19 protein-coding genes are annotated in these 22,014 nt (G+C 66.5%); 17 read left to right on the forward strand and 2 right to left on the reverse strand.

Going from position 1 to position 22,014, the window contains the following annotated elements; all coding sequences use genetic code 11:
- Positions 1 to 97: 97 nt before the first annotated feature.
- Entirely contained in the window at positions 98 to 2,161 is a 2,064-nt protein-coding gene (gene uvrC, locus ACQR03_RS19785; protein WP_316174352.1) for an excinuclease ABC subunit UvrC, read from the forward strand.
- Between the two features lie 12 nt (positions 2,162 to 2,173).
- On the opposite strand, the gene ACQR03_RS19790 is transcribed toward uvrC, so the two are convergent.
- Entirely contained in the window at positions 2,174 to 2,662 is a 489-nt protein-coding gene (locus ACQR03_RS19790) for a MarR family winged helix-turn-helix transcriptional regulator (RefSeq protein WP_315713604.1), read from the reverse strand.
- Between ACQR03_RS19790 and ACQR03_RS19795 the strand changes: the two genes are divergently transcribed.
- The 10 genes from ACQR03_RS19795 (at position 2,603) to ACQR03_RS19840 (ending at position 12,092) form a co-directional block, all read left to right on the forward strand.
- Complete coding sequence (locus ACQR03_RS19795; protein ID WP_316191450.1) at positions 2,603 to 3,667, forward strand: quinone oxidoreductase family protein; 1,065 nt, start codon at positions 2,603 to 2,605, stop codon at positions 3,665 to 3,667. The two genes, ACQR03_RS19790 and ACQR03_RS19795, sit on opposite strands and share 60 nt — an antisense overlap.
- A 104-nt stretch (positions 3,668 to 3,771) precedes the next feature.
- Positions 3,772 to 4,107: a GIY-YIG nuclease family protein gene (locus tag ACQR03_RS19800; protein WP_315825374.1), complete on the forward strand. Its 336-nt coding sequence runs from the start codon at positions 3,772 to 3,774 to the stop codon at positions 4,105 to 4,107.
- Between the two features lie 255 nt (positions 4,108 to 4,362).
- Positions 4,363 to 5,004: a CDP-diacylglycerol--glycerol-3-phosphate 3-phosphatidyltransferase gene (gene pgsA / locus ACQR03_RS19805; RefSeq protein ID WP_315754456.1), complete on the forward strand. Its 642-nt coding sequence runs from the start codon at positions 4,363 to 4,365 to the stop codon at positions 5,002 to 5,004.
- Entirely contained in the window at positions 5,001 to 5,252 is a 252-nt protein-coding gene (moaD, locus tag ACQR03_RS19810) for a molybdopterin converting factor subunit 1 (RefSeq protein WP_316201702.1), read from the forward strand. The genes pgsA and moaD overlap by 4 nt, the downstream gene beginning before the upstream one ends.
- A gap of 19 nt (positions 5,253 to 5,271) precedes the next feature.
- On the forward strand, positions 5,272 to 5,736 hold the full coding sequence (locus tag ACQR03_RS19815; protein ID WP_316187094.1) for a molybdenum cofactor biosynthesis protein MoaE: 465 nt from the start codon (positions 5,272 to 5,274) through the stop codon (positions 5,734 to 5,736).
- A complete protein-coding gene (gene prmB, locus ACQR03_RS19820) occupies positions 5,736 to 6,701 on the forward strand; it encodes a 50S ribosomal protein L3 N(5)-glutamine methyltransferase (RefSeq protein ID WP_316174359.1) in 966 nt (321 codons plus the stop codon). The genes ACQR03_RS19815 and prmB overlap by 1 nt, the downstream gene beginning before the upstream one ends.
- A gap of 306 nt (positions 6,702 to 7,007) precedes the next feature.
- Complete coding sequence (locus tag ACQR03_RS19825; protein WP_315754462.1) at positions 7,008 to 8,351, forward strand: aspartate aminotransferase family protein; 1,344 nt, start codon at positions 7,008 to 7,010, stop codon at positions 8,349 to 8,351.
- Positions 8,352 to 8,806: 455 nt separating this feature from the next.
- Positions 8,807 to 9,367 (forward strand): phage holin family protein, encoded by a 561-nt coding sequence (locus tag ACQR03_RS19830; RefSeq protein ID WP_316201699.1) that lies wholly within the window; start codon positions 8,807 to 8,809, stop codon positions 9,365 to 9,367.
- Between the two features lie 316 nt (positions 9,368 to 9,683).
- On the forward strand, positions 9,684 to 11,222 hold the full coding sequence (locus tag ACQR03_RS19835; RefSeq protein ID WP_315754467.1) for an EAL domain-containing protein: 1,539 nt from the start codon (positions 9,684 to 9,686) through the stop codon (positions 11,220 to 11,222).
- Positions 11,223 to 11,237: 15 nt separating this feature from the next.
- Positions 11,238 to 12,092, forward strand: coding sequence for a TIGR01459 family HAD-type hydrolase (locus ACQR03_RS19840; protein WP_315713614.1), 855 nt, complete (start codon positions 11,238 to 11,240; stop codon positions 12,090 to 12,092).
- Between the two features lie 69 nt (positions 12,093 to 12,161).
- Here the strand turns inward: ACQR03_RS19840 and ACQR03_RS19845 are convergent, their stop codons facing one another.
- Positions 12,162 to 12,557: a response regulator gene (locus tag ACQR03_RS19845; protein ID WP_006613531.1), complete on the reverse strand. Its 396-nt coding sequence runs from the start codon at positions 12,555 to 12,557 to the stop codon at positions 12,162 to 12,164.
- 267 nt (positions 12,558 to 12,824) lie between these two features.
- Between ACQR03_RS19845 and ACQR03_RS19850 the strand changes: the two genes are divergently transcribed.
- From ACQR03_RS19850 to ACQR03_RS19875, 6 genes are all read left to right on the forward strand, one after another.
- Complete coding sequence (locus tag ACQR03_RS19850) at positions 12,825 to 13,805, forward strand: bifunctional riboflavin kinase/FAD synthetase (RefSeq protein ID WP_434841448.1); 981 nt, start codon at positions 12,825 to 12,827, stop codon at positions 13,803 to 13,805.
- A gap of 327 nt (positions 13,806 to 14,132) precedes the next feature.
- Complete coding sequence (ileS, locus tag ACQR03_RS19855; RefSeq protein ID WP_434841449.1) at positions 14,133 to 17,147, forward strand: isoleucine--tRNA ligase; 3,015 nt, start codon at positions 14,133 to 14,135, stop codon at positions 17,145 to 17,147.
- 192 nt (positions 17,148 to 17,339) lie between these two features.
- Entirely contained in the window at positions 17,340 to 17,837 is a 498-nt protein-coding gene (gene lspA / locus ACQR03_RS19860) for a signal peptidase II (RefSeq protein ID WP_316187667.1), read from the forward strand.
- A gap of 202 nt (positions 17,838 to 18,039) precedes the next feature.
- Positions 18,040 to 18,705 carry a hypothetical protein gene (locus tag ACQR03_RS19865; RefSeq protein ID WP_315713662.1) on the forward strand — a complete coding sequence of 222 codons (666 nt, stop codon included), beginning with the start codon at positions 18,040 to 18,042 and terminating at the stop codon, positions 18,703 to 18,705.
- 167 nt (positions 18,706 to 18,872) lie between these two features.
- Positions 18,873 to 20,258, forward strand: a complete 1,386-nt coding sequence (locus ACQR03_RS19870) for a M16 family metallopeptidase (protein ID WP_316184164.1) — start codon at positions 18,873 to 18,875, stop codon at positions 20,256 to 20,258.
- Positions 20,258 to 21,637: a M16 family metallopeptidase gene (locus ACQR03_RS19875; protein WP_434841450.1), complete on the forward strand. Its 1,380-nt coding sequence runs from the start codon at positions 20,258 to 20,260 to the stop codon at positions 21,635 to 21,637. Before ACQR03_RS19870 ends, ACQR03_RS19875 begins: the two co-directional genes overlap by 1 nt.
- Positions 21,638 to 22,014: the final 377 nt, after the last annotated feature.

The raw sequence follows: 22,014 nt of genomic DNA on the forward strand, positions 1-22,014 counted from the left end.
CGGCCATTAACGTGCTTAACGAAGCGTTACCGCCCTGCCCTGTGCATGGCGCCATCGCAAGCTGGCGAGACGGCGCGGCAGCGCTTAGTTTGCGGACATGACCACCCACAGCTCCGATCCACCCAAGGCGCCGACGCCCCCGAGCCGGCGTGGCGCGGCCGACCTGCCGCCCGAGACCATCGACACGCCCGACCTCGATCCCGCCGCATCGGCTGCGGACGAGGACGATGACGGCCGGCTGCCGGAGCTGGCCGAGGAGAGCCTGGAGGCGGTCGGCGAAGGTCCGCTTGCGATCGGCCACGCGGCGATCGAGAACGCGGTGCGGCTGGCGCCGACCTCGCCGGGCGTCTACCGCATGCTCAACGCGGCGCACGACGTGCTCTATGTCGGCAAGGCCAAGAACGTCAAAAAGCGCCTGTCGTCCTATGCGCGTGCCAACGCGCCGCTGCCGGCGCGCATCCTGCGCATGATCGCAGCCACCGTGACGGTCGAGATCGTCTCCACCACCACGGAGACCGAGGCGCTGCTGCTGGAGGCGAACCTCATCAAGCAGCTCAAGCCGCGCTTCAACGTGCAGCTGCGCGACGACAAGTCGTTTCCCTATATTCTCATCACCGGCGACCATTGGGCGCCGCAGATCCTCAAGCACCGCGGCGCGCAGTCCAGGCCGGGGCGCTATTTCGGTCCGTTCGCCTCGGCCGGTGCCGTCAACCGCACCATCACGGCGCTGCAGCGCGCCTTCCTGATCCGCTCCTGCACCGACTCGTTCTTCGAGAGCCGCACCCGCCCCTGCCTGCTGCACCAGATCCGCCGCTGCGCCGGGCCCTGCACCCAGGAGATCGACTTCCCCGGCTACACCGAGCTGGTGCGCGAGGCGACCGATTTCCTGTCCGGACGCAGCCAGGCGGTGAAGGCGCTGCTGGCGGCCGAAATGGAGAAGGCGTCAGGCGAGCTCGAATTCGAGACTGCCGCCGTCTATCGCGACCGCCTCGCGGCGCTGTCGGCGATCTCCTCGCAGCAGGGCATCAATCCGCGCACGGTCGAGGAAGCCGACGTGTTCGCCATCCACCAGGAGGGCGGCTATTCCTGCGTCGAGGTGTTCTTCTTCCGCACCGGGCAGAACTGGGGCAACCGCGCCTACTTCCCGCGCGCGGAGAAGAGCTATCTGCCGGAGGAGGTGCTGTCGGCGTTCATCACGCAGTTCTACGACGACAAGCCGCCTCCGAAGCTGATCCTGCTGTCGCACGAGATCGAGGAAGCCGAGCTGCTCGCCGAGGCGCTGTGCGTCAAGGCCGGCCACAAGGTCGAGGTGTCCTGCCCGAAGCGCGGCGAGAAGAAGGACCTCGTCATCCATGCGCTGACCAATGCGCGCGAGGCGCTGGGCCGCAAGCTCGCGGACACCGCAACGCAAAGCCGGCTGCTGGAGGCGATGACGACGACGCTCGGCCTGCCGCAGATCCCCCGGCGCATCGAGGTCTACGACAACAGCCACATCCAGGGCACCAACGCGGTCGGCGCGATGATTGTCGCCGGCCCCGACGGCTTCATGAAGAACCAGTACCGCAAGTTCAACATCAAGTCGGAAGGGCTGACGCCCGGCGACGACTACGCGATGATGAAGGAGGTGCTGCAGCGCCGCTTCAAGCGGCTGGTGTCACCGTCGGAGAAGGATGTCGCCCGCGCGGCCAAGGAGGACGACGTGCCGCAATGGCCGGATCTCGTCATCATCGACGGCGGCCGCGGCCAGCTCAATGCCGTCCGCGAGATCTTCACCGAGCTCGGCGTCACCAATGTCGCGCTGATGTCGGTCGCCAAGGGCCCCGACCGTGACGCCGGCCGCGAGACGCTGTTCATCCCCGAGCGCGAGGCGATCAAGCTCGAGCCGCGCGATCCCGTGCTGTATTTCATCCAGCGCCTGCGCGACGAGGCGCATCGCTTCGTCATCGGCTCGCACCGCAAGCTGCGCAAGAAGGACATCCGCGAGGCCGGCCTGCAGGAGATCCCCGGCATCGGCCCGTCGCGCAAGCGCGCGCTGCTGCACCATTTCGGCACCCTGAAGGAGATCGAACGCGCCTCGATCGCCGATCTCGGCAAGGTGCCGGGCGTGAGCGCCGAAAGCGCGCGGAAGATTTTCGAGTATTTTCACAGCAACGCGAGCTGAGCCGATCGCGGCTCAAGCCGCAGCCGGCGGCTCCTGCTTCACCGCATCGGCGAACTTCCGCATCAGCCGCACCAGCTCATCCACATCGCGGATCTCCCAGCTTTCGAAGATGGCGCGGCCGATCCGCTCGCGCGCAGCGTCGACGAGGTCGGTCATGGCCTTGCCCTTCGGCGTGATCACCGCCTCGCGCACCCGCCGGTCCGCGGCGCTGGCCTGGCGTGCCACCAGCCCGAGGCTCTCGAGCTTGGCGACCTGGCGGCTGACGGTGGTGTAGTCGCGCCCGACCCGATCCGCCATCTCGACCACACCGATCGGGCCAAATCGCTCGATTCCGACCAGCAGCGGAAACAGCGCGCGGTCGAGCGCGATGCCGGCTTCCCTGATCAGCGCCTCGTCGCGCTGCGGCCGGTTCATCACGGCCACAATGTCGAGCAGCGCCCCGTGCAGGACGCGGAGCTGCTCACTTATATGTGTATTTTGCACATTATTCCTTGGCGACATCAGTCCCTCCGGATATATGTGCATTATACACATATAATCCGGAGCTCCACCATGAAAGCCGCTATTGTCCAGAAAGCCGGGCAGCCGCCGGTCTACGCCGATTTCGCCAACCCGATCGCTGCTCCTGACGAGCATCTGATCACCGTGACCGCCGCAGCGATCAGCCAGATCACCAAGGCCCGCGCCTCCGGCACGCACTACAGCTCAACCGGCGCGTTTCCCTTTGTGGCTGGGATCGATGGCGTCGGCCGCTGTGAGGACGGCAGCCGGGTCTACTTCGTGCTTCCCAGGGCCCCCCATGGCGGCATGGCCGAAAAGACGGTGGTGCCGAAGGCGCGATGCCTCGCCTTGCCCGATGATCTCGATGACGTCACCGCGGCGGCAATCGCCAATCCTGGCCTGTCGTCCTGGGCGGCGCTGCGCGAGCGCGCACACCTCCGCGCCGGCGACACCGTGCTGATCAATGGCGCCACTGGAACGTCCGGTCGGCTCGCGGTTCAGATCGCCAAGCATCTCGGTGCGGCCAAGGTGATCGCGACCGGGCGCAACGCCGCGACGCTGCAATCCCTGACCGCGCTCGGCGCCGACGCGGTCATTCCCCTGGTCGGCGATGGCGACGCGCTGGAGGAACGTTTCAAGCCCCATTTCGCCGGGGGTGTCGACGTCGTGCTCGACTATCTCTGGGGCGCCAGCGCCGAGCGGCTGCTGATGGCAGCGGCCAAGGCGGGCGCGGAGGCGAGACCGATCCGATTCGTCCAGATCGGCTCCATCAGCAGCGGCGACATCACCCTGCCGAGCGCGGTGCTGCGCGCATCAGCCATCGAATTGATGGGCAGCGGCATCGGCAGCATTCCGCTCGAGCGTCTGATCGCGCTCACCGGTGAGTTGTTGCAGGCGGCCATCCCTGCCCGGCTCGAGATCGCGGCCGATCCGATCCCGCTGAACGCGATCGAACGCAATTGGGCCAGGGATGATGCCACCCGCCGCGTCGTGCTCACCATGTGAAAGCCGGGACAGCAAAAAAACGACGAGTTGGCAGGCTGTCGGCAAAAACAATTTACCCGGATAAAAATATACGCTAATTACCCGGGTTAAAGTGGAGCCCCACCATGACCCCCGACCAGCGCAAGGCGGCCGTCGCCGCCTATAAGGAACGCAAGACACCTGCCGGCATCTTCGCCGTGACCTGCGCCGCCACCGGCCAGCGCTGGGTCGGCTGCGCGCCGGATCTCGACAAAATCCAGAACCGGCTGTGGTTCACCCTGCGCCAGGGCGGCCACCGCCGCGGCGGGTTGCAGGCGGCCTGGGCCGCCCATGGCGAAGGGTCGTTCAGCCTGGAGGTGATCGAGACCTTCGACGACGAAACGCTGACCTTTGTGCGCGACCGCGTGTTCGCGGAACGCCAGGCGCATTGGTGCGCGGTGCATGGCGCGGAGGCGATCTGAGGCTTTCGCTCAAGCCTTCGCGCAGCCGTCACTGCACCGCAACAAGGTCCCAGCCGTGCGTCGCGCCCGCCGATCTGCGCACTGGCGCGACCGCGTCCGGTTGCTTAATGAAGCGTTGCGGGTCGCGTTGCCGCATGCGCAAGAGTTCCTATCTCCGCAAGACTTCGTTGCGATTCGCGTCATATCTGCGTCATCCTGCCGAAGCGGCTCGGCTCGGAGGTTGACGTCCGAACGGCGGCAGTATTGGTACACCGGATGAATATTGCGACCACACGCGTGCCCAGCAAGACGTCGACGTCCCTGCCGAACATCCTGACCTATACGCGCATCGCCGCGATACCGGTCGTGGTCGGCTGCATCTACGCGCAGTCGGTCTGGATGTATCCTTTGTGGCTCCGCTGGGTCGCCGTCGCGGTGTTCATTGCGGCTGGGATCACCGACTATCTCGACGGTCATTTCGCGCGGATCTGGAACCAGCAATCGGCATTCGGCCGTATGCTCGATCCGATCGCCGACAAGCTTCTGGTCGCCTCCTGCCTGCTGATGCTGGCCGCCGACAGCACCATCCAGAACTGGTCGCTGTGGGCGGCCATCGTGATCCTGTGCCGCGAGATCCTGGTGTCGGGCCTGCGCGAATATCTCGCCGCGCTGCGCGTCTCGGTGCCGGTGACCAAGGTCGCCAAATGGAAGACCACGATGCAACTGGTGGCAATCGGCTTCCTGCTCGCGGGCGAGGCCGGCGATGCGGCGGTCGCCCAGATCTCGACGGCCGTTGGCCCGATCGTGAGCGGGATCGGAATTTGGCTGCTCGGCTTGTCGGCGGTCTTCACCATCTACACCGGCTACGACTATTTCCGCGCCGGCATCCACCACCTCATCGAGGCGGACTCGCGATGAAGGTGAAGTATTTCGCCTGGGTGCGCGAGCGCGTCGGCAAGGCCGAGGAGACGGTCGAGCCGCCGGCGGACGTGCGCACGGTCAGCGAGCTGATCGCCTGGCTCACCACGCGCGGCGAGGGCTACGCCTATGCGTTCGAGAGGCCGAAGGTGATCCGCACCGCGATCGACCATACCCATGTGCAGCCGGATGCGGCCATCGCCGGCGCCCGCGAGATCGCGTTCTTCCCGCCGATGACCGGCGGCTGACGTAACGGAATATCTGTCCATGACCGCGATCGTCACCGTCCGCGTGCAGCAAGAGGATTTCGACACCGCGGCCGAGATCGCGGCCCTCAGCCATGGCCGCACCGACATCGGCGCCGTCGTCAGCTTCTCCGGCCTGTGCCGCGGCAACGACCATGACACGCCGATCAGCGCACTGACGCTCGAGCACTATCCAGGGATGGCGGAAGCCGAGATCATGCGCCATGCCGAGCAGGCGATGGCGCGCTGGCCGCTGCAGGGCATGACCGTGATTCACCGCTTCGGCCGGATACGGCCGGGCGAGAACATCGTGCTGGTGGTGACCGCATCCAGCCACCGTCAGGCGGCGTTCGAGGCGGCTGAGTTCCTGATGGATTATCTCAAGACCAACGCGCCGTTCTGGAAGCGCGAGGAAACCGAGAACGGCGGCGGCTGGGTCGAGGCCAAGAGCCACGACGATGCCGCAGCGGCGCGCTGGAAGTCGTGATGGCGAAGAAGGTCAAGACGGCAGCGCCGCGCAAGGCGGCGGCACTGAGGCTGCCGAAGGTCAATGCGGGCGAGCTGGCGAGCCTGCTCGACTACCTGCGCTACGCGGTGAGCTGCTTCCAGAACGCCGATCTGGTGTTTGCGCACGGCACCACCGATCCGGTGTCGGAGGCCGCCTTCCTGATCGGCGAGGCGCTGCATCTGCGCCCCGATCAGTTCGAGAGCTTCGTCACGGCCCGGGTCACCGCGGCCGAAGGCAAGACGATCCTCGACCTGATCACGGCGCGAATCACCACGAGGAAGCCGGCGGCCTATCTGGTCAACAAGGTCTACATGCGCGGCCTGCCGTTCTACGTCGACGAGCGCGTCATCGTGCCGCGCTCGTTCATCGGCGAGCTGCTGGAGACGCATTTCGGCGGCGCCGAAGCCGACGGCACCTCGCTGATCGACGATCCGCTGGCCGTGGACAGCGTGCTGGACCTCTGCACCGGCTCTGGGTGCCTGGCGATCCTGGCCAGCCGCCACTTCCCCAATGCGGTGATCGACGCCGTCGACATCTCCAAGGATGCGCTCGCCGTTGCGGCGAAGAACGTCGCCGACTACGACCTCGGCGAGCGCATCTCGCTGCACCGCGGTGACCTGTTCGCACCGCTCAGCCAGCGCCGTTACGATCTGATCATCACCAACCCGCCCTATGTCGACGCCGAGGGCATGGCCGGCCTGCCTCGGGAATGCCGCGCCGAGCCGGCGCTGGCCTTCGACGGCGGCCCCGATGGGCTCGACATCATCCATCGCATCCTCAGCCAGGCGCGCGACCACCTGACTGCGGAAGGAGGGTTGTTGTGCGAGGTCGGACGCGACCGTCCGCAGATCGAGGCGGCCTATCCCGACCTGCCGCTGCTCTGGCTCGACACCGAGGACTCCGAGGGCGAGGTGTTCTGGATCACCGCGCGCGATCTCGTCTGAGACGCGGCGGCCCGAGGCACACCGGCGCGGTTGGCGCGAAATGACGCAGCGACTTCCAATATGCGGCACAATCTGCTGCTGCCGTGCAGAATCCGCTCACCAGGGCAGCGGGAACGCTGGACCTTTGACATTTCCGTCCGTCCGCGAAGCTGATAGCTTGGCGGCGGCCCGGATCAGCGGCCGACAACGTCGGCGCACGCATTCAGGCCCATCAAGCACGATCCGTTTCGGCAAGCTTTTCTGGCACCGGTTCGCCACCTTTCCGGATCATGCTGCCGCCGTCGCACAACCGTCCGAGAGGTCCCCATGCTGGACAAGAGCCCCCGCCCCGCCGTCACCGTTCCGAATGATCTTGCCGCGCATTGGATGCCGTTCACCGCGAACCGCGCCTTCAAGAAGAACCCGCGCCTGCTCGCCGGTGCCAAGGACATGCACTACATCACCGTCGATGGCCGCAAGATCATCGACGCCGCCGCCGGCATGTGGTGCTGCAACGCCGGTCACGGCCGCAGCCAGATCGCCGAGGCGATCGGCCAGCAGGCCGCGGCGCTCGACTACGCACCGCCGTTCCAGTTCGGCATTCCCCAGGCGTTCGAGCTGGCCAACCGCATCGCTGATCTCGCGCCCGCCGGCCTCGACCACGTGTTCTTCTGCAACTCCGGCTCGGAGGCAGCCGACACCGCGCTGAAGATGGCGCTCGCCTATCACCAGATCAACGGCCAGGGCAGCCGCACCCGCCTGATCGGCCGCGTCCGCGGCTATCACGGCGTCGGCTTCGGCGGCACCTCGGTCGGCGGCATCGTCAACAACCGCAAGCTGTTCGGCACCTTGCTGACCGGCGTCGACCACATCCCGGCGACCTATGACCGCGAGAAGCAGGCCTTCACCAAGGGCGAGCCGGAGTATGGCGCGCACTTCGCCGACGAGCTCGAGAACCTCGTCAACCTGCACGGCGCCAACACCATCGCCGCCGTGATCGTCGAGCCGATGGCCGGCTCGACCGGCGTGATCCCGGCGCCGAAGGGCTATCTCAAGCGGCTGCGCGAGATCACCCAGAAGCACGGCATCCTGCTGATCTTCGACGAGGTCATCACCGGCTTCGGCCGCCTCGGCTACGCCTTCGCCGCCGAGCGCTACGGCGTGACGCCTGACCTTCTCACCTTCGCCAAGGGCGTCACCAATGGCGCGGCACCGATGGGCGGCGTGCTGGTGCGCGACACCATCCACGACGCCTTCATGAGCGGCCCCGAGCACATGGTGGAGTTCACCCACGGCTACACCTACTCGGCGCATCCGATCGCCTGCGCGGCCGGCCTCGCCACGCTCGACATCTATCGCGACGACAAGCTGTTCGAGCACGCCCGCGCGATCGAGCCGAAATTCGCCGACGCCGTGATGTCGCTCAAGGGCCTGCCCAACGTGCTGGACATCCGCACGGTTGGTCTCACCGCCGGCATCGACCTCGCGCCGCTGCCCGACGCGGCTGGCAAGCGCGGCTACTCCGCGATGGAGACCGCCTTCCACAACAACGACCTGATGCTGCGCATCGCCGGTGACACGCTGGCGCTGACCCCGCCGCTGATCGTCAGCGAGGATCAGGTCGGCGAAATCATCGAGAAGGTCGGCAAGGTCATCAAGGCCGTGGCGTAAGCCGCGCGCGGACATCGTCAGCCAACAACAATGGCGGCCCCGGTGGCCGCCATTTCCTTATCTGGACTGCTTCCCAGCAGCGGTCATTCCGGGGCAATCGTCAACGCGGCCACGCGTTGGCGATTGAACCCGGAATCTCGTACTTGTTGGGAAGGGACGCGAGACAATATCGGGATTCCGGGTTCAAGGCCTGCGGCCTTGCCCCGGAATAACGTTGGTTGGCATAGCTATTCATACGGTCTCGCTCTGGCTCCGCATCGGTCATGTGCCGCCATCACCTTATGAAGTCCGCTCCTACCCGGCGTGCGGGAGAGCATCCCCGATCGCAAATAGCTTGCCCTGCAAGGATTGCCGCAGAACGGCACGCCTGATTGCCGGGAACCTTCGCAAATCCTCCACGTTCATGTCGCGAGCCGGCGGTTTGCGCGCGGCGAGCGGATTGTCGGAGGACGCGCATGCTTGCACCGCCAGGAGAGCTGCTGCGATTGGGGCTCGAACAGAGGCTCAACCGCGTCAAGCGCGCCACCCAATCCTACATTCGGGATCGCGCCCGGCAGGCCACCGGAACGGTGACGTCCTACGCCGTCGCCGCCGGGCTGTTCGCCACCGCGGGCATCTTCCTGATCGCCGCCTGCATCGTCGGATTGACCGCGCTGTTCCGCTGGGTGGAAATGACCTACGGCCTGTTCACCGCGTTCGCGGTTGTCGGCGGCATCCTGGTCGCGCTGGCGGCGATCTGCGCGATCGTCGCGGCAGTCAAGCTCCGCAGCCCTTCGCCGCACTATCCGTCGCTCTCCAGCCGGTTGCGCGTGGCGATCGCAGCGCCCGTGGCCCGGGAACCCGACGCGGACGAGATCGATCCCGACACCATCCCCTTGGCACCGTCATCGACCTCCACGAATCACGCGAGCGGAGTTGCGGGCGCACTCGGACGGATCAACGTACCCGTCGGTGTCGCCGTTGCGGCACTGCTGCTCGGCGTGGCCGCCCTGCGCCGACGTCACCGCAGCACGTGAGCCTGCCCGGACAGCGACAGGCGCGGTTCGACGGACATCGAAGAATCACCGGCTCAATCGAGCTGCTAAGCAACACGCGTTGATCAGCTCATGGCACCGCACGCATGTCTAAACATGTCTGGAATCCGCGAAGCGCTTCCCCCGGTGTTCTACGGATCGGCAACACTACGATGGCACTCCGCTTTCCCACGTGAACTTGCGTAAATGACACGCAGACGAGAAATCATCGGCGTCTCCCGGTATTTGAATCCCGCCCACTATCCTCGCGAATCAACAGAAGTGCTAAGGTTGCGTTCGGTTGGGAGCGTCGCCAAGCATGATCCGTATCTCCACGATTTTCGTTGCCATTTGTATGGTTCTGGTCGCGGCCTCGCTCGGCCTGATCCTGTATTCGGTGGCCGGTATCAGTGGCTCGGAATCCGCGATCGTCGCGCTCGCCGCACTGACGTTCCTGATTCTCTACAATGCCGTGTCGATGCGACTGCGCGACCGCACCGACATCGGCAGCCAGATCGCCGATCTGTCGCGCGGCACCGCCGACCTCGCGCGTCAGGTCGCCGAGTTCGGCCGCCGCCTGTCGGCGGTGGAGGGACGCATCGTGTCGTCGAGCTCGGTCAGCGCCGATCGCCTGCAAGGGGTCATCGGCGAGATCAACGAGCTCGGCGGACTGATGAAGCAGCTCGCCGTCACCGTGGCACAGCACGAGGACCTGATCGCGGCCATCCCGCCGGCAACACCGCCGGGAGCTGGGGCCGGCACGGTTCGCGACGCCGATCGCCCGCTCCCGGCGACCGCTTCCTCCAGCGGCGCGCTCGAGATGAACGCGCTGCCGTCGCGCGGCGTCGAGCAGAAGGTGGCCGAGACCTCCGGCACGTTCAGCGCGGCACCGGCTGCCGCCCCCCTGCCGCCCAAACCGCAGGCCCCGGCGGTCACGGCCGTGCCGCGCAGCCAGCCGCAGATCCTCGCCGCCGTCAAAGGCGCGATCGAGGACAACCGCCTCGACATCTATCTGCAGCCGCTGGTGACGCTGCCACAGCGCAAGGTGCGCTTCTACGAGGCGGTGACCAGGCTTCGCGACGAGCGCGACCAGGTGGTCGCGGCCGAGGACTTCATCGGCATCGCGGAAGCCGCCGGCCTGGTCGGGCGCATCGACCACATGGTTCTGCTTCGCTGCGTCCAGGTGCTGCGCCGCCTGATGGTTCGCAACAAGGACGTCGGCATCTTCTGCAACATCTCCTCGGCGACGCTCAGCAGCCCTGCAAACTTTTCGCAATGCCTCGATTTCCTCGAAGCGAATCGCGCCCTGGCGCCGTCCTTCGTGCTCGAATTCAAGCAGTCGACCCTTCGCAGCCTCGGTCCGACCGGGACCGAGCATCTCGCGGCCCTGGCACAGCGCGGCTACCGCTTCTCGATCGACCATGTCACCGACCTCCGGTTCGAGCCGCGCGAGCTCGCCGATCGCGGAGTCCGCTTCATCAAGGTCCCGGCCGCGCTGCTGCTCGACCCGAAGCAAAGCTCGGCCTCCGACATTCACCCGACCGATCTCTCCGATCTGCTGGGCCGCTTCGGCATCGACCTGATCGCCGAGCGGATCGAAGGTGAGAACAGCGTCGTCGACCTGCTCGACTACGACGTCCGCTTCGGCCAGGGCTTCCTGTTCGCGCCGCCCCGCCCATTGCGACCCGAGGGCGCATCTGCTACCGGCGAGGCCGCCGCCGGCCCATCGGGCGGGCAGGACATCAAGATTCAGGACCCCAATGCCGCCGGCACCACCTCTCTCGACGCGTCACACACCAATGCTCCGACGCGCAGCGGCAATGCCGCCCTCGCCCGCCGTGCCGCCGGGACCCTCTGAGATCAGCCGGCTGCCATGACCGTTCTCCGCTTCGAAGAGCGGCTGCGCGATCTGGTCGGCCGCAAGCAGGTGCTGCTGAGCGACATCTGGGGCGTGGTCCATAACGGGCTCGAGTCCTTTCCCGACGCCTGCGACGCGCTGCACCACTTTCGCCGCCAGGGCGGTACGGTGATCCTGATCACCAACGCACCCCGGCCGGCCGATTCGGTCCAGCGCCAGTTGCGCAAGCTCGGCGTCGCCGACGAGGTCTACAGCGCCATCGTCTCCTCCGGCGACCTGACCCGCCACTACGTGGCCGATCATCCCGGCGGCAAGGTGTTCTGGCTCGGCCCCGAGCGCGACAATTCCATTCATCGCGGTCTCGACCTGGCGCTGTCGCCGCTCGAAGAAGCGTCCTACATCATCTGCACCGGCCTCTACGACGACGAGACCGAGACCGCCGAGGACTACCGGCCGATGCTGCTGCGCGCCCGCGAGCGCAAGCTGCCGCTGATCTGCGCCAATCCGGACATCGTGGTCGAGCGCGGCGACCGGCTGATCTACTGCGCCGGCGCCATCGCCGAGCTCTACCGCGAGCTCGGCGGCGAGGTGATCTTCTACGGCAAGCCGCACCGGCCAATCTACGAGCGGGCCATGATGCTGGCCGAGCAGCACGCCGGCCGGCCGGTCGCGCGCGAGGAGGTGCTGGCGATCGGCGATTCCGTCCGAACCGATCTCGCCGGCGCGCACGGCTTCGGCATCGACTGCCTGTTCGTGACCCGCGGCATCCATTCCGAGGAGTTCGCCGGCGTCGAGCAGCTCGACCCGGCCTCGATCAAGGAGCTGTTCGGCCATCCGCCGCGCGCCCTGATGCGCGAATTGAAGTGGTGAACGGATCCTGAAACGCAAAACGCCCGGCCGAGTGCCGGGCGTCTTTCGTTGGAGTGGATCAGGCGGGCGTCAGGCCGTTGCCATGTCCGGGAACACCGCGTCGATCTTGGTCTTCAAGGTCGCGGCATTGAACGGCTTGACGATGTAGTTGTTCACGCCGGCCTTCTTGGCCGCGATCACGTTCTCGGTCTTGGATTCCGCCGTGATCATGATGAACGGCGTGGTCGCCAGGTTCGGATCGGCGCGGACCTCGCGGAGCAGGTCGTAGCCGGTCATCGGCTCCATGTTCCAGTCGGAGATCACGAGGCCGTATTTCTTGGCGCGCATCTTGTTGAGGGCCATCGAGCCGTCGCTGGCATCGTCGATGTCCTCGAAACCGATCTGCTTGAGAAGATTCCTGATGATACGGATCATGGTGCTGTAATCGTCGACGACGAGCACCGGCATCGTCAAATCAACCGCCATCTTGACTCCCCCAGACGCGAACACAACGCGCAGACTGTTACAAAAAAGCTCATGCGGCACGGGTCGTAACCGACCCCGCCATCCGCTTTCAGCAGTAGCATCAGCCGTTAAACAGCGCGTTAACTGCGCTGCGGCTGCATGTCGCTATTGCTGCGCTGCATGAGCGGAGGAACCCCTTCGGCTTGACTTCGCGGGGCCGGCCGCCCACCGTCACGGCAACCACCGTTCGCCGGTAGCCCACCGAAATCCGCGAGATATTTCCGTCACATGCCCGATTTCAAGATCATCCGCGATTCCACCCCGCCGTCGGACATCCTCAAGGGCGCGGTGGTGGCGATGGGCAATTTCGACGGCGTCCATCTCGGTCACCGGGCCGTGATCGAGGCGGCGATCGAGATGGGCAAGGCCAAGGGGCGCCCGGCGCTGGCGCTGACCTTCGAGCCGCATCCGCGGCGCTTCTTCAGCCCCAATACCCCGCAGTTCCGCCTGACCGACGAGACCGCCAAGCTGCGACTCCTGGCCGGAACCGGCCTTGCCGGCGCCGTGGTCATGGCCTTCGACAAGGGCCGCGCCCAGACCTCGGCGCAGGATTTCATTCACCATGACCTGATCGGGCGGCTCGGGATCGCCGGAATCGCGGTCGGCTACGACTTTCATTTCGGCAAGGGCCGCGTCGGCTCGCCCAGCCTGCTCGCCAACGAGGCCCCCAAGCTCGGCATCGAGGTCGACATCCAGGCCCATGTCGACATCGACGAGCGGCCGGTGTCCTCCACCGCGATCCGCGAAGCGCTGGCGGAGGGCCAGGTCAGCGAGGCGACCGCGATGCTCGGCGGCCCCTGGTTCGTGAGCTCCGAGGTCATCCACGGCGAGAAGCGCGGCCGCGATCTCGGCTACCCCACCGCCAACATGCGGCTCGATCGCGATTGCGGGCTGCGCCACGGCATCTATGCCGTCCGGGTCGGCCGCGGCCGCAGCGCTGAGCGGGTGCTGATCGACGGCGTCGCCAATTTCGGCCGCCGGCCGACCTTCGACAACGGCGCGCCGCTGCTCGAGACCTTCCTGTTCGACTTCAAGGACAGCCTCTATGGCGAGGTCCTGGACGTCGCCTTCATCGGCTTCATCCGCGAGGAGGCCAAATTCAGCTCAATCGAGGCCCTGATCCGGCAGATGGACGACGACAGCGCCAGGGCCCGCGCTTTGCTGGCGGCCGATCCCGGCCTTTTCCCCCGGCTCGGCGAGATCGGCTGATCCTCCTGCTCCATCGGTGACGTCATTCCGGGCAGCCCGCCAGGGCTGAACCCGGAATCTCGAGATTCCGGGTTCGATGCTAGCGCATCGCCCCGGAATGACGCTGAACGACGATCCCGCAGCGTTGCTGCCGCAGGATCGCTTTGCGATTCCGCAGTCCGGCTGCTATGAGGAGGCCCCATGTTGATACGGCGCATCATCGGCATTAGCGGCCCGGCTTCCGCCTGAGCTTTGAGCTCGGCGCAAGACCGGGATGTCTCTGCTCGTTCCGCCGCCCGCGATCGAAATCGCGTCTCAGCGCCTCATCTCTCAGCCAGCCAGATCACGATGTCCGAAAAGCCGCAAAAGCCCGACGCCCAAAAATCCGACGCCAAGGACTATTCCAAAACCCTCTACCTGCCGCAGACGGAATTCCCGATGCGCGCCGGCCTGCCGCAGCGCGAGCCGGAGATCCTGAAATATTGGAGCGACATCGACCTCTACGGCAAGCTGCGCGACACCGCCAAGAACAGGCCGAAATTCGTCCTGCACGACGGCCCGCCCTATGCCAACGGCAACATCCACATCGGGCACGCGCTGAACAAGATCCTCAAGGACGTCGTGACCAAGAGCCAACAGATGCTCGGCCACGATTCCAACTACGTGCCCGGCTGGGACTGCCACGGCCTGCCCATCGAGTGGAAGATCGAGGAGGAGAACTACCGCAAGAAGGGCAAGACCAAGCCCGACTTCCGCGACTCCGCCGCCATGGTCGCGTTCCGCAAGGAATGCCGCGCCTATGCCGACCACTGGCTCAACGTGCAGCGCGAGGAGTTCAAGCGTCTCGGCGTGATCGGCGACTGGGACCATCCCTACGCCACCATGACCTATCCGGCCGAGGCGCAGATCGCCCGCGAGCTGATGAAGTTCGCCGCCAACGGCACGCTGTATCGCGGCTCCAAGCCGGTGATGTGGAGCGTGGTCGAGAAGACCGCGCTCGCCGAGGCCGAGGTCGAGTACGAGGACTATCAGTCCGACACGGTGTGGGTGAAGTTTCCGGTGACGTCGCCGGCGCATGGCGCGCTCGCGGGCGCCTCGGTGGTGATCTGGACCACCACGCCCTGGACCCTGCCCGGCAACCGCGCCATCTCGTTCTCGCCGAAGATCGCCTACGGCCTCTATGAGGTCACGGACGCGCCGGCAGACAATTGGGCCAAGACCGGTGACAAGCTGATCCTGGCCGACGCGCTGGCCGACAGCGTGTTCAAGCAGGCGCGCGTCACGAGCTACAACAAGCTGCGCGACATCCCCGGCGACACGCTCGACGCCGTCGAATGCGCCCATCCGCTGAAAGGTCTCGCCGGCGGCTATAATTTCGTCGTCCCGCTGCTGCCCGGCGACCACGTCACCGACGACACCGGCACCGGCTTCGTGCACACCGCGCCCGGCCACGGCCGCGAGGACTTCGACGTCTGGATGGCGCATGCGCGCGAGCTCGACGGCCGGGGCATCGCAACCACCATCCCCTACACCGTCGACGAGAACGGCGCGCTGACCGACCACGCGCCGGGCTTCACGGGGAAACGCGTCATCAACGACAAGGGCGAGAAGGGCGACGCCAACGAGGCCGTCATCAAGGCGCTGACGGATGCCGGCATGCTGCTCGCGCGCGGCCGGCTCAAGCACCAGTACCCGCATTCCTGGCGCTCCAAGAAGCCGGTGATCTTTCGCAACACGCCGCAATGGTTCATCGCGATGGACAAGGACATCGCGGACCAAGGTCAGGCGAAGTCCGGGGATACGCTGCGTGCCCGCGCGCTGCGCGCGATCTCGGTCACGCAATGGGTGCCGGCCGCCGGCCAGAACCGCATCACCGGCATGATCGCCAACCGTCCGGATTGGGTGATCTCGCGCCAGCGCGCCTGGGGCGTGCCGATCGCCGTGTTCGTGCGCGAGACCGGCGACGGCTCCGCCGAGATCCTGCAGGACGAGACCGTCAACACCCGCATCACTGAGGCCTTCGCCAAGGAAGGCGCCGACGCCTGGTACGCCGACGGCGCACGCGAGCGCTTCCTCGGGTCCCGCGCCAACGAGGACTGGAACAAGGTCGACGACATCTGCGACGTCTGGTTCGATTCCGGCTCGACCCACGCCTTCGTGCTCGAAGACCCCGTGCACTTCCCCGGCCTCGCTGGCATCAGGCGCAAGGTCGATGGCGGCCAGGACACGGTGATGTATCTCGAAGGCAGTGACCAGCACCGCGGCTGGTTCCACTCGTCGCTCCTGGAGAGCTGCGGCACCCGCGGCCGCGCGCCTTACGACGTCGTGCTGACGCACGGCTTCACGCTCGACGAGAACGGCCGCAAGATGTCGAAGTCGCTCGGCAACACCGTCGAGCCGCAGAAGGTGATCAAGGAGTCCGGCGCCGACATCCTGCGCCTCTGGGTCTGCGCCACCGACTATGCCGACGACCAGCGCATCGGCCCGGAGATCCTCAAGAACACCATCGAGACCTACCGCAAGCTGCGCAACAGCATCCGCTGGATGCTCGGCACCCTGCATCACTACAAGCGCAGCGACGCCGTGGCGTTTGCCGACATGCCGGAGCTGGAGCGCTTGATGCTGCATCAGCTCTCGCAGCAGGCCGAGGTCATCAGCCGCGCCTACGCCGCGTTCGACTACAAGACCGTGATCGCAAGCCTGGCGGCGTTCATGAACACGGAGCTGTCGGCGTTCTATTTCGACATCCGCAAGGACACGCTGTATTGCGACCCGCCGTCGTCGGTGGCGCGCAAGGCGGCGCTGACCGCGATCGACCTGATCTGCGATGCCGTCCTGAAATGGCTGGCGCCGGTGCTGTCCTTCACCACCGACGAGGCCTGGCGGATGTACAGGCCCGACGCAGAGCCGTCGGTGCATCTGACGCTGTTCCCGGAGGCGATGGACCAATACCGCGACGATGCGCTCGCCGCGAAGTGGGAGACGATCCGCAACGTCAGGCGCGTCGTCACCGGCGCGTTGGAGCTCGCCCGCGCCGCCAAGACCATCGGCTCCTCGCTCGAAGCCTCGCCGGTCATCTACGTCGCCGACCGCGCGCTGCTCGGCACCTTGTTCGACACCGATCTCGCCGAGGTCTGCATCACCTCGAACTACGAGGTCCGCGAAGGTGACGCCCCGGCCGATGCGTTCCGGCTCGATGCGGTGCCGGGCGTGGCGGTCGTCGTCGAGAAGGCCGTGGGCAAGAAGTGCGCCCGCTCCTGGAAGATCCTGGAGAGCGTCGGCGACGACCCTGAGTACCCGGACGTTTCCCCGCGCGACGCGCAAGCGCTGCGCGAGTGGAAGGCGCTCGGGGTCGGTATGTGACGCGTGATCGCGCGACACCCACAACTGTCGTCCCGGCGAACGCCGGGACCCATAACCACCGGCGTTCATGTTGACGAAGGACGATGACCCAGGCTTTCTCCGCCAACACACATCACGCGGTATGGGTCCCGGCGTTCGCCGGGACGACAGCGGTATTTGCCGCGAGTTGCTTGGCATGATCGCGCTCACCCCATGACCCCTCGCCTCCGCCTCGGCCTCATCGCCGGCTTCGCCACCCTGGTCATCGACCAGGCCTCCAAGCTGTGGCTGCTGTACGTGTTCGACCTGCCCAACCGCGGCACCGTCAAGATCACCCCGTTCTTCGACCTCTACCTCGCCTGGAACATCGGCATCAGCTTCGGCTGGCTGCAGAGCGAGAGCACGCTGGCGCAATATGGACTGATGGCGGTGAAGGCCGTCGCGGTGATCGCCCTCGCCATCTGGATGGCGCGTGCGGAAAGCAAACTGGCGACGGCGGCACTCGGCCTGATCATCGGCGGCGCCATCGGCAACGGCATCGACCGGCTGGCATATGGCGCGGTGGTCGATTTCGCGTTGTTCCACATCCAGATCGGCGGCACGGTTTACAACTGGTACATCTTCAACATGGCCGACGTGGCGATCGTTGCCGGGGTGGCGGGCCTGCTATATGACTCCTTCTTCGGGGCCCCCGCCGCAAAAGCGCCCTGATCCGGGTCGATACCGGCCGGTGCCGATCCTGGGTCAAGAGCCTGATGATCTTCACGTTTTCGAGATCGGCGCGATGCCTGGACGGCCCCCCGTCGAATCGAGGATCGCAATCGGTGGGTCGCGGCCGGTTCGTCGGAGCACGAGCACTGGACAAGCGAGGACAGGGAAAGCCATGCGCAAGACCGAAGTCAGCGGCCGGATCATGACCCACGCGGCCATTCGCGTCCTGCGGCTGTCCGCCGTTGCGCTCGGCATTGGCCTCGTCATGGCCGCCGGCGCCGCCCGTGCCCAGGACGACGAGGAAGACGACAAGACCTTCGAAGAGAAGATCATCGACAATCTGATGCGCGGTCTCGGCGGCACCAACATGGAGACGCCCTCCATCGAATACCGCGAGCGGTCGCCCCTGGTGGTGCCGCCCAAGCTCGATCTGCCGCCGCCCGCCGCCGCGGCGCAGGCGACCGCGCCAAACTGGCCGAAGGACCCCGACGAGCAGCAACGCCGGGCCGCGGCCGCCGCGCGCAAGAAGGAAAACAGGGATCCGGTCAATGCGGCCCGTCCGCTGACCCCGGCCGAGATGAAGATGGGGCGGACGGCCGCCGCCAAGCCGACTGAACCGATTCAGCCCGGCGTGGCCAACAACCCGATGATGAGCCCGTCGCAGCTCGGCTTCAAAGGCGGCCTGTTCGGCATGTTCAAGGGCAGCGACAGCGAAACCAAGCCGTTCACCAGCGAGCCGCAGCGCGAGAGCCTGACCCAGCCGCCGCCCGGCTATCAGACGCCGTCGCCGAGCTATGCCTATGGCACCGGCAAGCAGGAGCCGATCGGCGGCAAGCAGCTGGACATCATGACCGGCAAGGAACGGTGACGGCGGCAGCCGTTCGCCCGGAGATGCCGGCTTCGCTGGCGTTAGCGAAATTTAATGTCTCGCGGCGGCACGATGTCGCCGTTTTGTGACGTCGGGCGCCGTCCGGCGCGATGTAGCATGCTGCGCTCAAACCCGATCGCCCCTCCCTGCGGGCCTTCAGAAGGATCATGATGTCCTCGCACCGGTTCAAATCCGTCGCCGCCGCGCTCGTCTCCCTCATCGCGTTCACGGCCGGCGCTTCGGCGCAAACGACGTTCGCCTCCGAGCCCCCCGCCAGCTTCACCCTTCCCAACGGCCTGCAGGTCGTCGTGATCCAGGATCACCGCACGCCGGTGGTGACGCAGATGATCTGGTACAAGGTCGGCTCCGCCGACGAGACGCCCGGCAAGTCGGGCCTGGCGCACTTCCTCGAACATCTGATGTTCAAGGGCACCGAGAAGCATCCCGCCGGCGAGTTCTCCAAGACGGTGCTGAAGATCGGCGGCAATGAGAACGCCTTCACCTCGGTCGACTACACCGGCTACTTCCAGCGCGTGCCGCGCGATCAATTGCCGAAGATGATGGAGTTCGAGGCCGACCGCATGACCGGCCTCGTGCTGAAGGACGAGAACGTGCTGCCCGAGCGCGACGTGGTGCTCGAAGAGTACAACATGCGCGTCGCCAACTCCCCGGAAGCCCGCCTCAACGAGCAGATCATGGCGGCGCTGTACGTCAACCACCCCTATGGCCGCCCGGTGATCGGCTGGCGGCCGGAGATCGAGAAGCTCGGCCGTGAGGATGCGCTGGCGTTCTATCGCCGCTTCTACGCGCCCAACAATGCCATCCTGGTGATCGCCGGCGACACCGACGCCAAGGAAGTGCGCCCGCTCGTGGAGCAGACCTTCGCCAAGATTCCCGCGCAACCCGACATCCCCGCGCGCCGGTTGCGGCCGCAGGAGCCCGAGCCGGTGGCGCCGCGCACGGTCACGCTGGCCGACCCGCATGTCGAGCAGCCCTCGATGCGCCGCTTCTATCTGGTGCCCTCGGCCACCACCGCCGCCCCCGGGCAGTCGGCCGCGCTGGATGTGCTGGCGCAACTGATGGGTAGCGGCAGCAACTCCTATCTCTACCGTGCGCTCGTCGTCGACAAGCCGCTCGCGGTCAATGCCAACGCGTCCTATCAGGGCACGTCGCTCGATCCGAGCCAGTTCTCGATCGCGGTCGCGCCGCGTCCGGGCGTCGATTTCGCCCAGGTCGAGGCTGTCGTCGACAGCGTCATCGCCGAGATCGCGCAGAACCCGGTGCGCGCCGAGGATCTCGAGCGCGTCAAGACGCAGCTCATCGCCGAGGCGATCTACGCCCAGGACAACCAGGCGACGATGGCACGCTGGTATGGCGGCGGCCTCACCACGGGTCTCAGCATCGAGGACATCCGAAGCTGGCCCGACCGCATCCGTGCCGTCACCGCCGAGCAGGTGCGCGCCGCCGCGCAGACCTGGCTGCAGAAGAAGCGCTCGGTCACCGGCTATCTGATCAAGGACAATGCGGCCAAGCGCGAGGAGAAGCGGTCGTGATGAACACAATGACCTTCGCCCGCCGCTTCGCCTGCGTTCTCGCCGTCGGCGCCGCCGCGCTCACGATCGTTCCTGCCGCCCAGGCGGCAACCAAGATCCAGCACCTGGTGTCGCCCGGCGGCATCGAGGCCTGGTTCGTGCAGGACGCCACCGTGCCGCTGATCGCGATGGAATATGCGTTCCAGGGCGGCGCCTCGCAGGACCCCGCCGGCAAGCCCGGCGTCGGCAATCTCGTGGCCGACCTGCTCGACGAAGGCTCCGGCGATCTCGACTCCAAGACCTTCCACGAGCGGCTCGACCGCCGCGCCATCGAGCTGAGCTTCCAGATCTCGCGCGATCAATTCCGCGGCTCGCTGCGCATGCTGCGCGACAACAAGGACGAGGCGTTCGAGCTGCTGCGCACCGCGCTGACCTCGCCGCATTTCGACAGCGCCGACGTCGAGCGCATCCGCTCGCAGGTGATCTCCGGCCTGCGCCGCGAGACCACCAATCCGAGCTCGCTGGCGGGCCGCAAGTTCCTCGAGCTTGCCTTCCCCAACCACCCCTACGGCCGTCCGGCCAACGGCACGCTGGACAGCGTGCCGACGATCACCGTCGACGATCTCAAGGCCTATGTCGGCCGCGTGCTCGCCAAGGACACGCTGAAGGTCGCGGTTGTCGGCGACGTCGACCCGGCCACGCTCGGCAAGCTCCTCGATCAGACCTTCGGCAGCCTGCCGGCCAAGGCCACCTTGACGCCGGTGCCCGACGTCGTCGCCACCATGCCGCCGCAGCGCGCGCTCGTGCCGCTCGACGTGCCGCAGACCGTGATCACCTTCGGCGGTCCCGGCATCCGCCGCCACGACCCGAACTTCATGGCGGCCTATGTGGTCAACCACATCCTCGGCGGCGGCGGCCTGTCGTCGCGGCTCTACAAGGAGGTGCGCGAGAAGCGCGGCCTCGCCTACTCCGTCTACGACGCGCTGCTGTGGATGGATCATTCGGCGCTGTTCATCGGCAACACCGCCACCCGCTTCGACCGCGCCGGCGAGACCATCGCGGCCGTCGAGCAGGAGATCCGCCGCATGGCCGAGGAAGGCCCGACCCAGCAGGAGCTCGACGAGGCCAAGTCCTACATCAACGGCTCGCAGATGCTGGCGCTCGACACCTCCTCCAAGCTGGCGCAGGCGATGCTGCAATATCAGCTCGACAAGATGCCGATCGACTACATCGAGAAGCGCAGCGAGATCGTCAACGCCGTCACCCTGGACGACGCCAAGAAGGCGGCGAAGCAGCTCTGGAGCCAGGGCCTGCTCACGGCCGTCGTCGGCCGCACTCCGCAGGCCGCCGCCGAGCCGGCCCAGGCGCCGGCCACGGCGCCGGTGACGAAGACGAACTGAGCGGGGCGCGGAGCTTCTCTCTTACGAGCACGTTGTTAGTCGCTCGTCATGCCCGGGCTTGTCCCGGGCATCTACGTCGTTCCGAGGACGCTGGGCCACGTGGATGGCCGGGCTTTCGCCGCGCCGAAGCGGCTTCGGCCGCGCAGGCGGGACAAGCCCGGCCATGACGAACGATCGTGGCCAACCACCGCTGGCGCCACAAAAACAGTGTCGTCCCGGCCTTGAGCCGGGACCCAACCCCCAGGGCGATGTTTGAGGCAGCTTGGTCATTGGCATCTGCCGCCCCACCTCGGCTGCGGCGTATGGGTCCCTGTGTCTGGAAAGTCTGCCATGATGATGGTGGGCGGGAAGCCGTTGGGTCCTTGGCGCTAGACGCC

The sequence above is a fragment of the Bradyrhizobium sp. HKCCYLS3070 genome (assembly GCF_051167575.1).
Classification (GTDB): Bacteria; Pseudomonadota; Alphaproteobacteria; order Rhizobiales; family Xanthobacteraceae; genus Bradyrhizobium.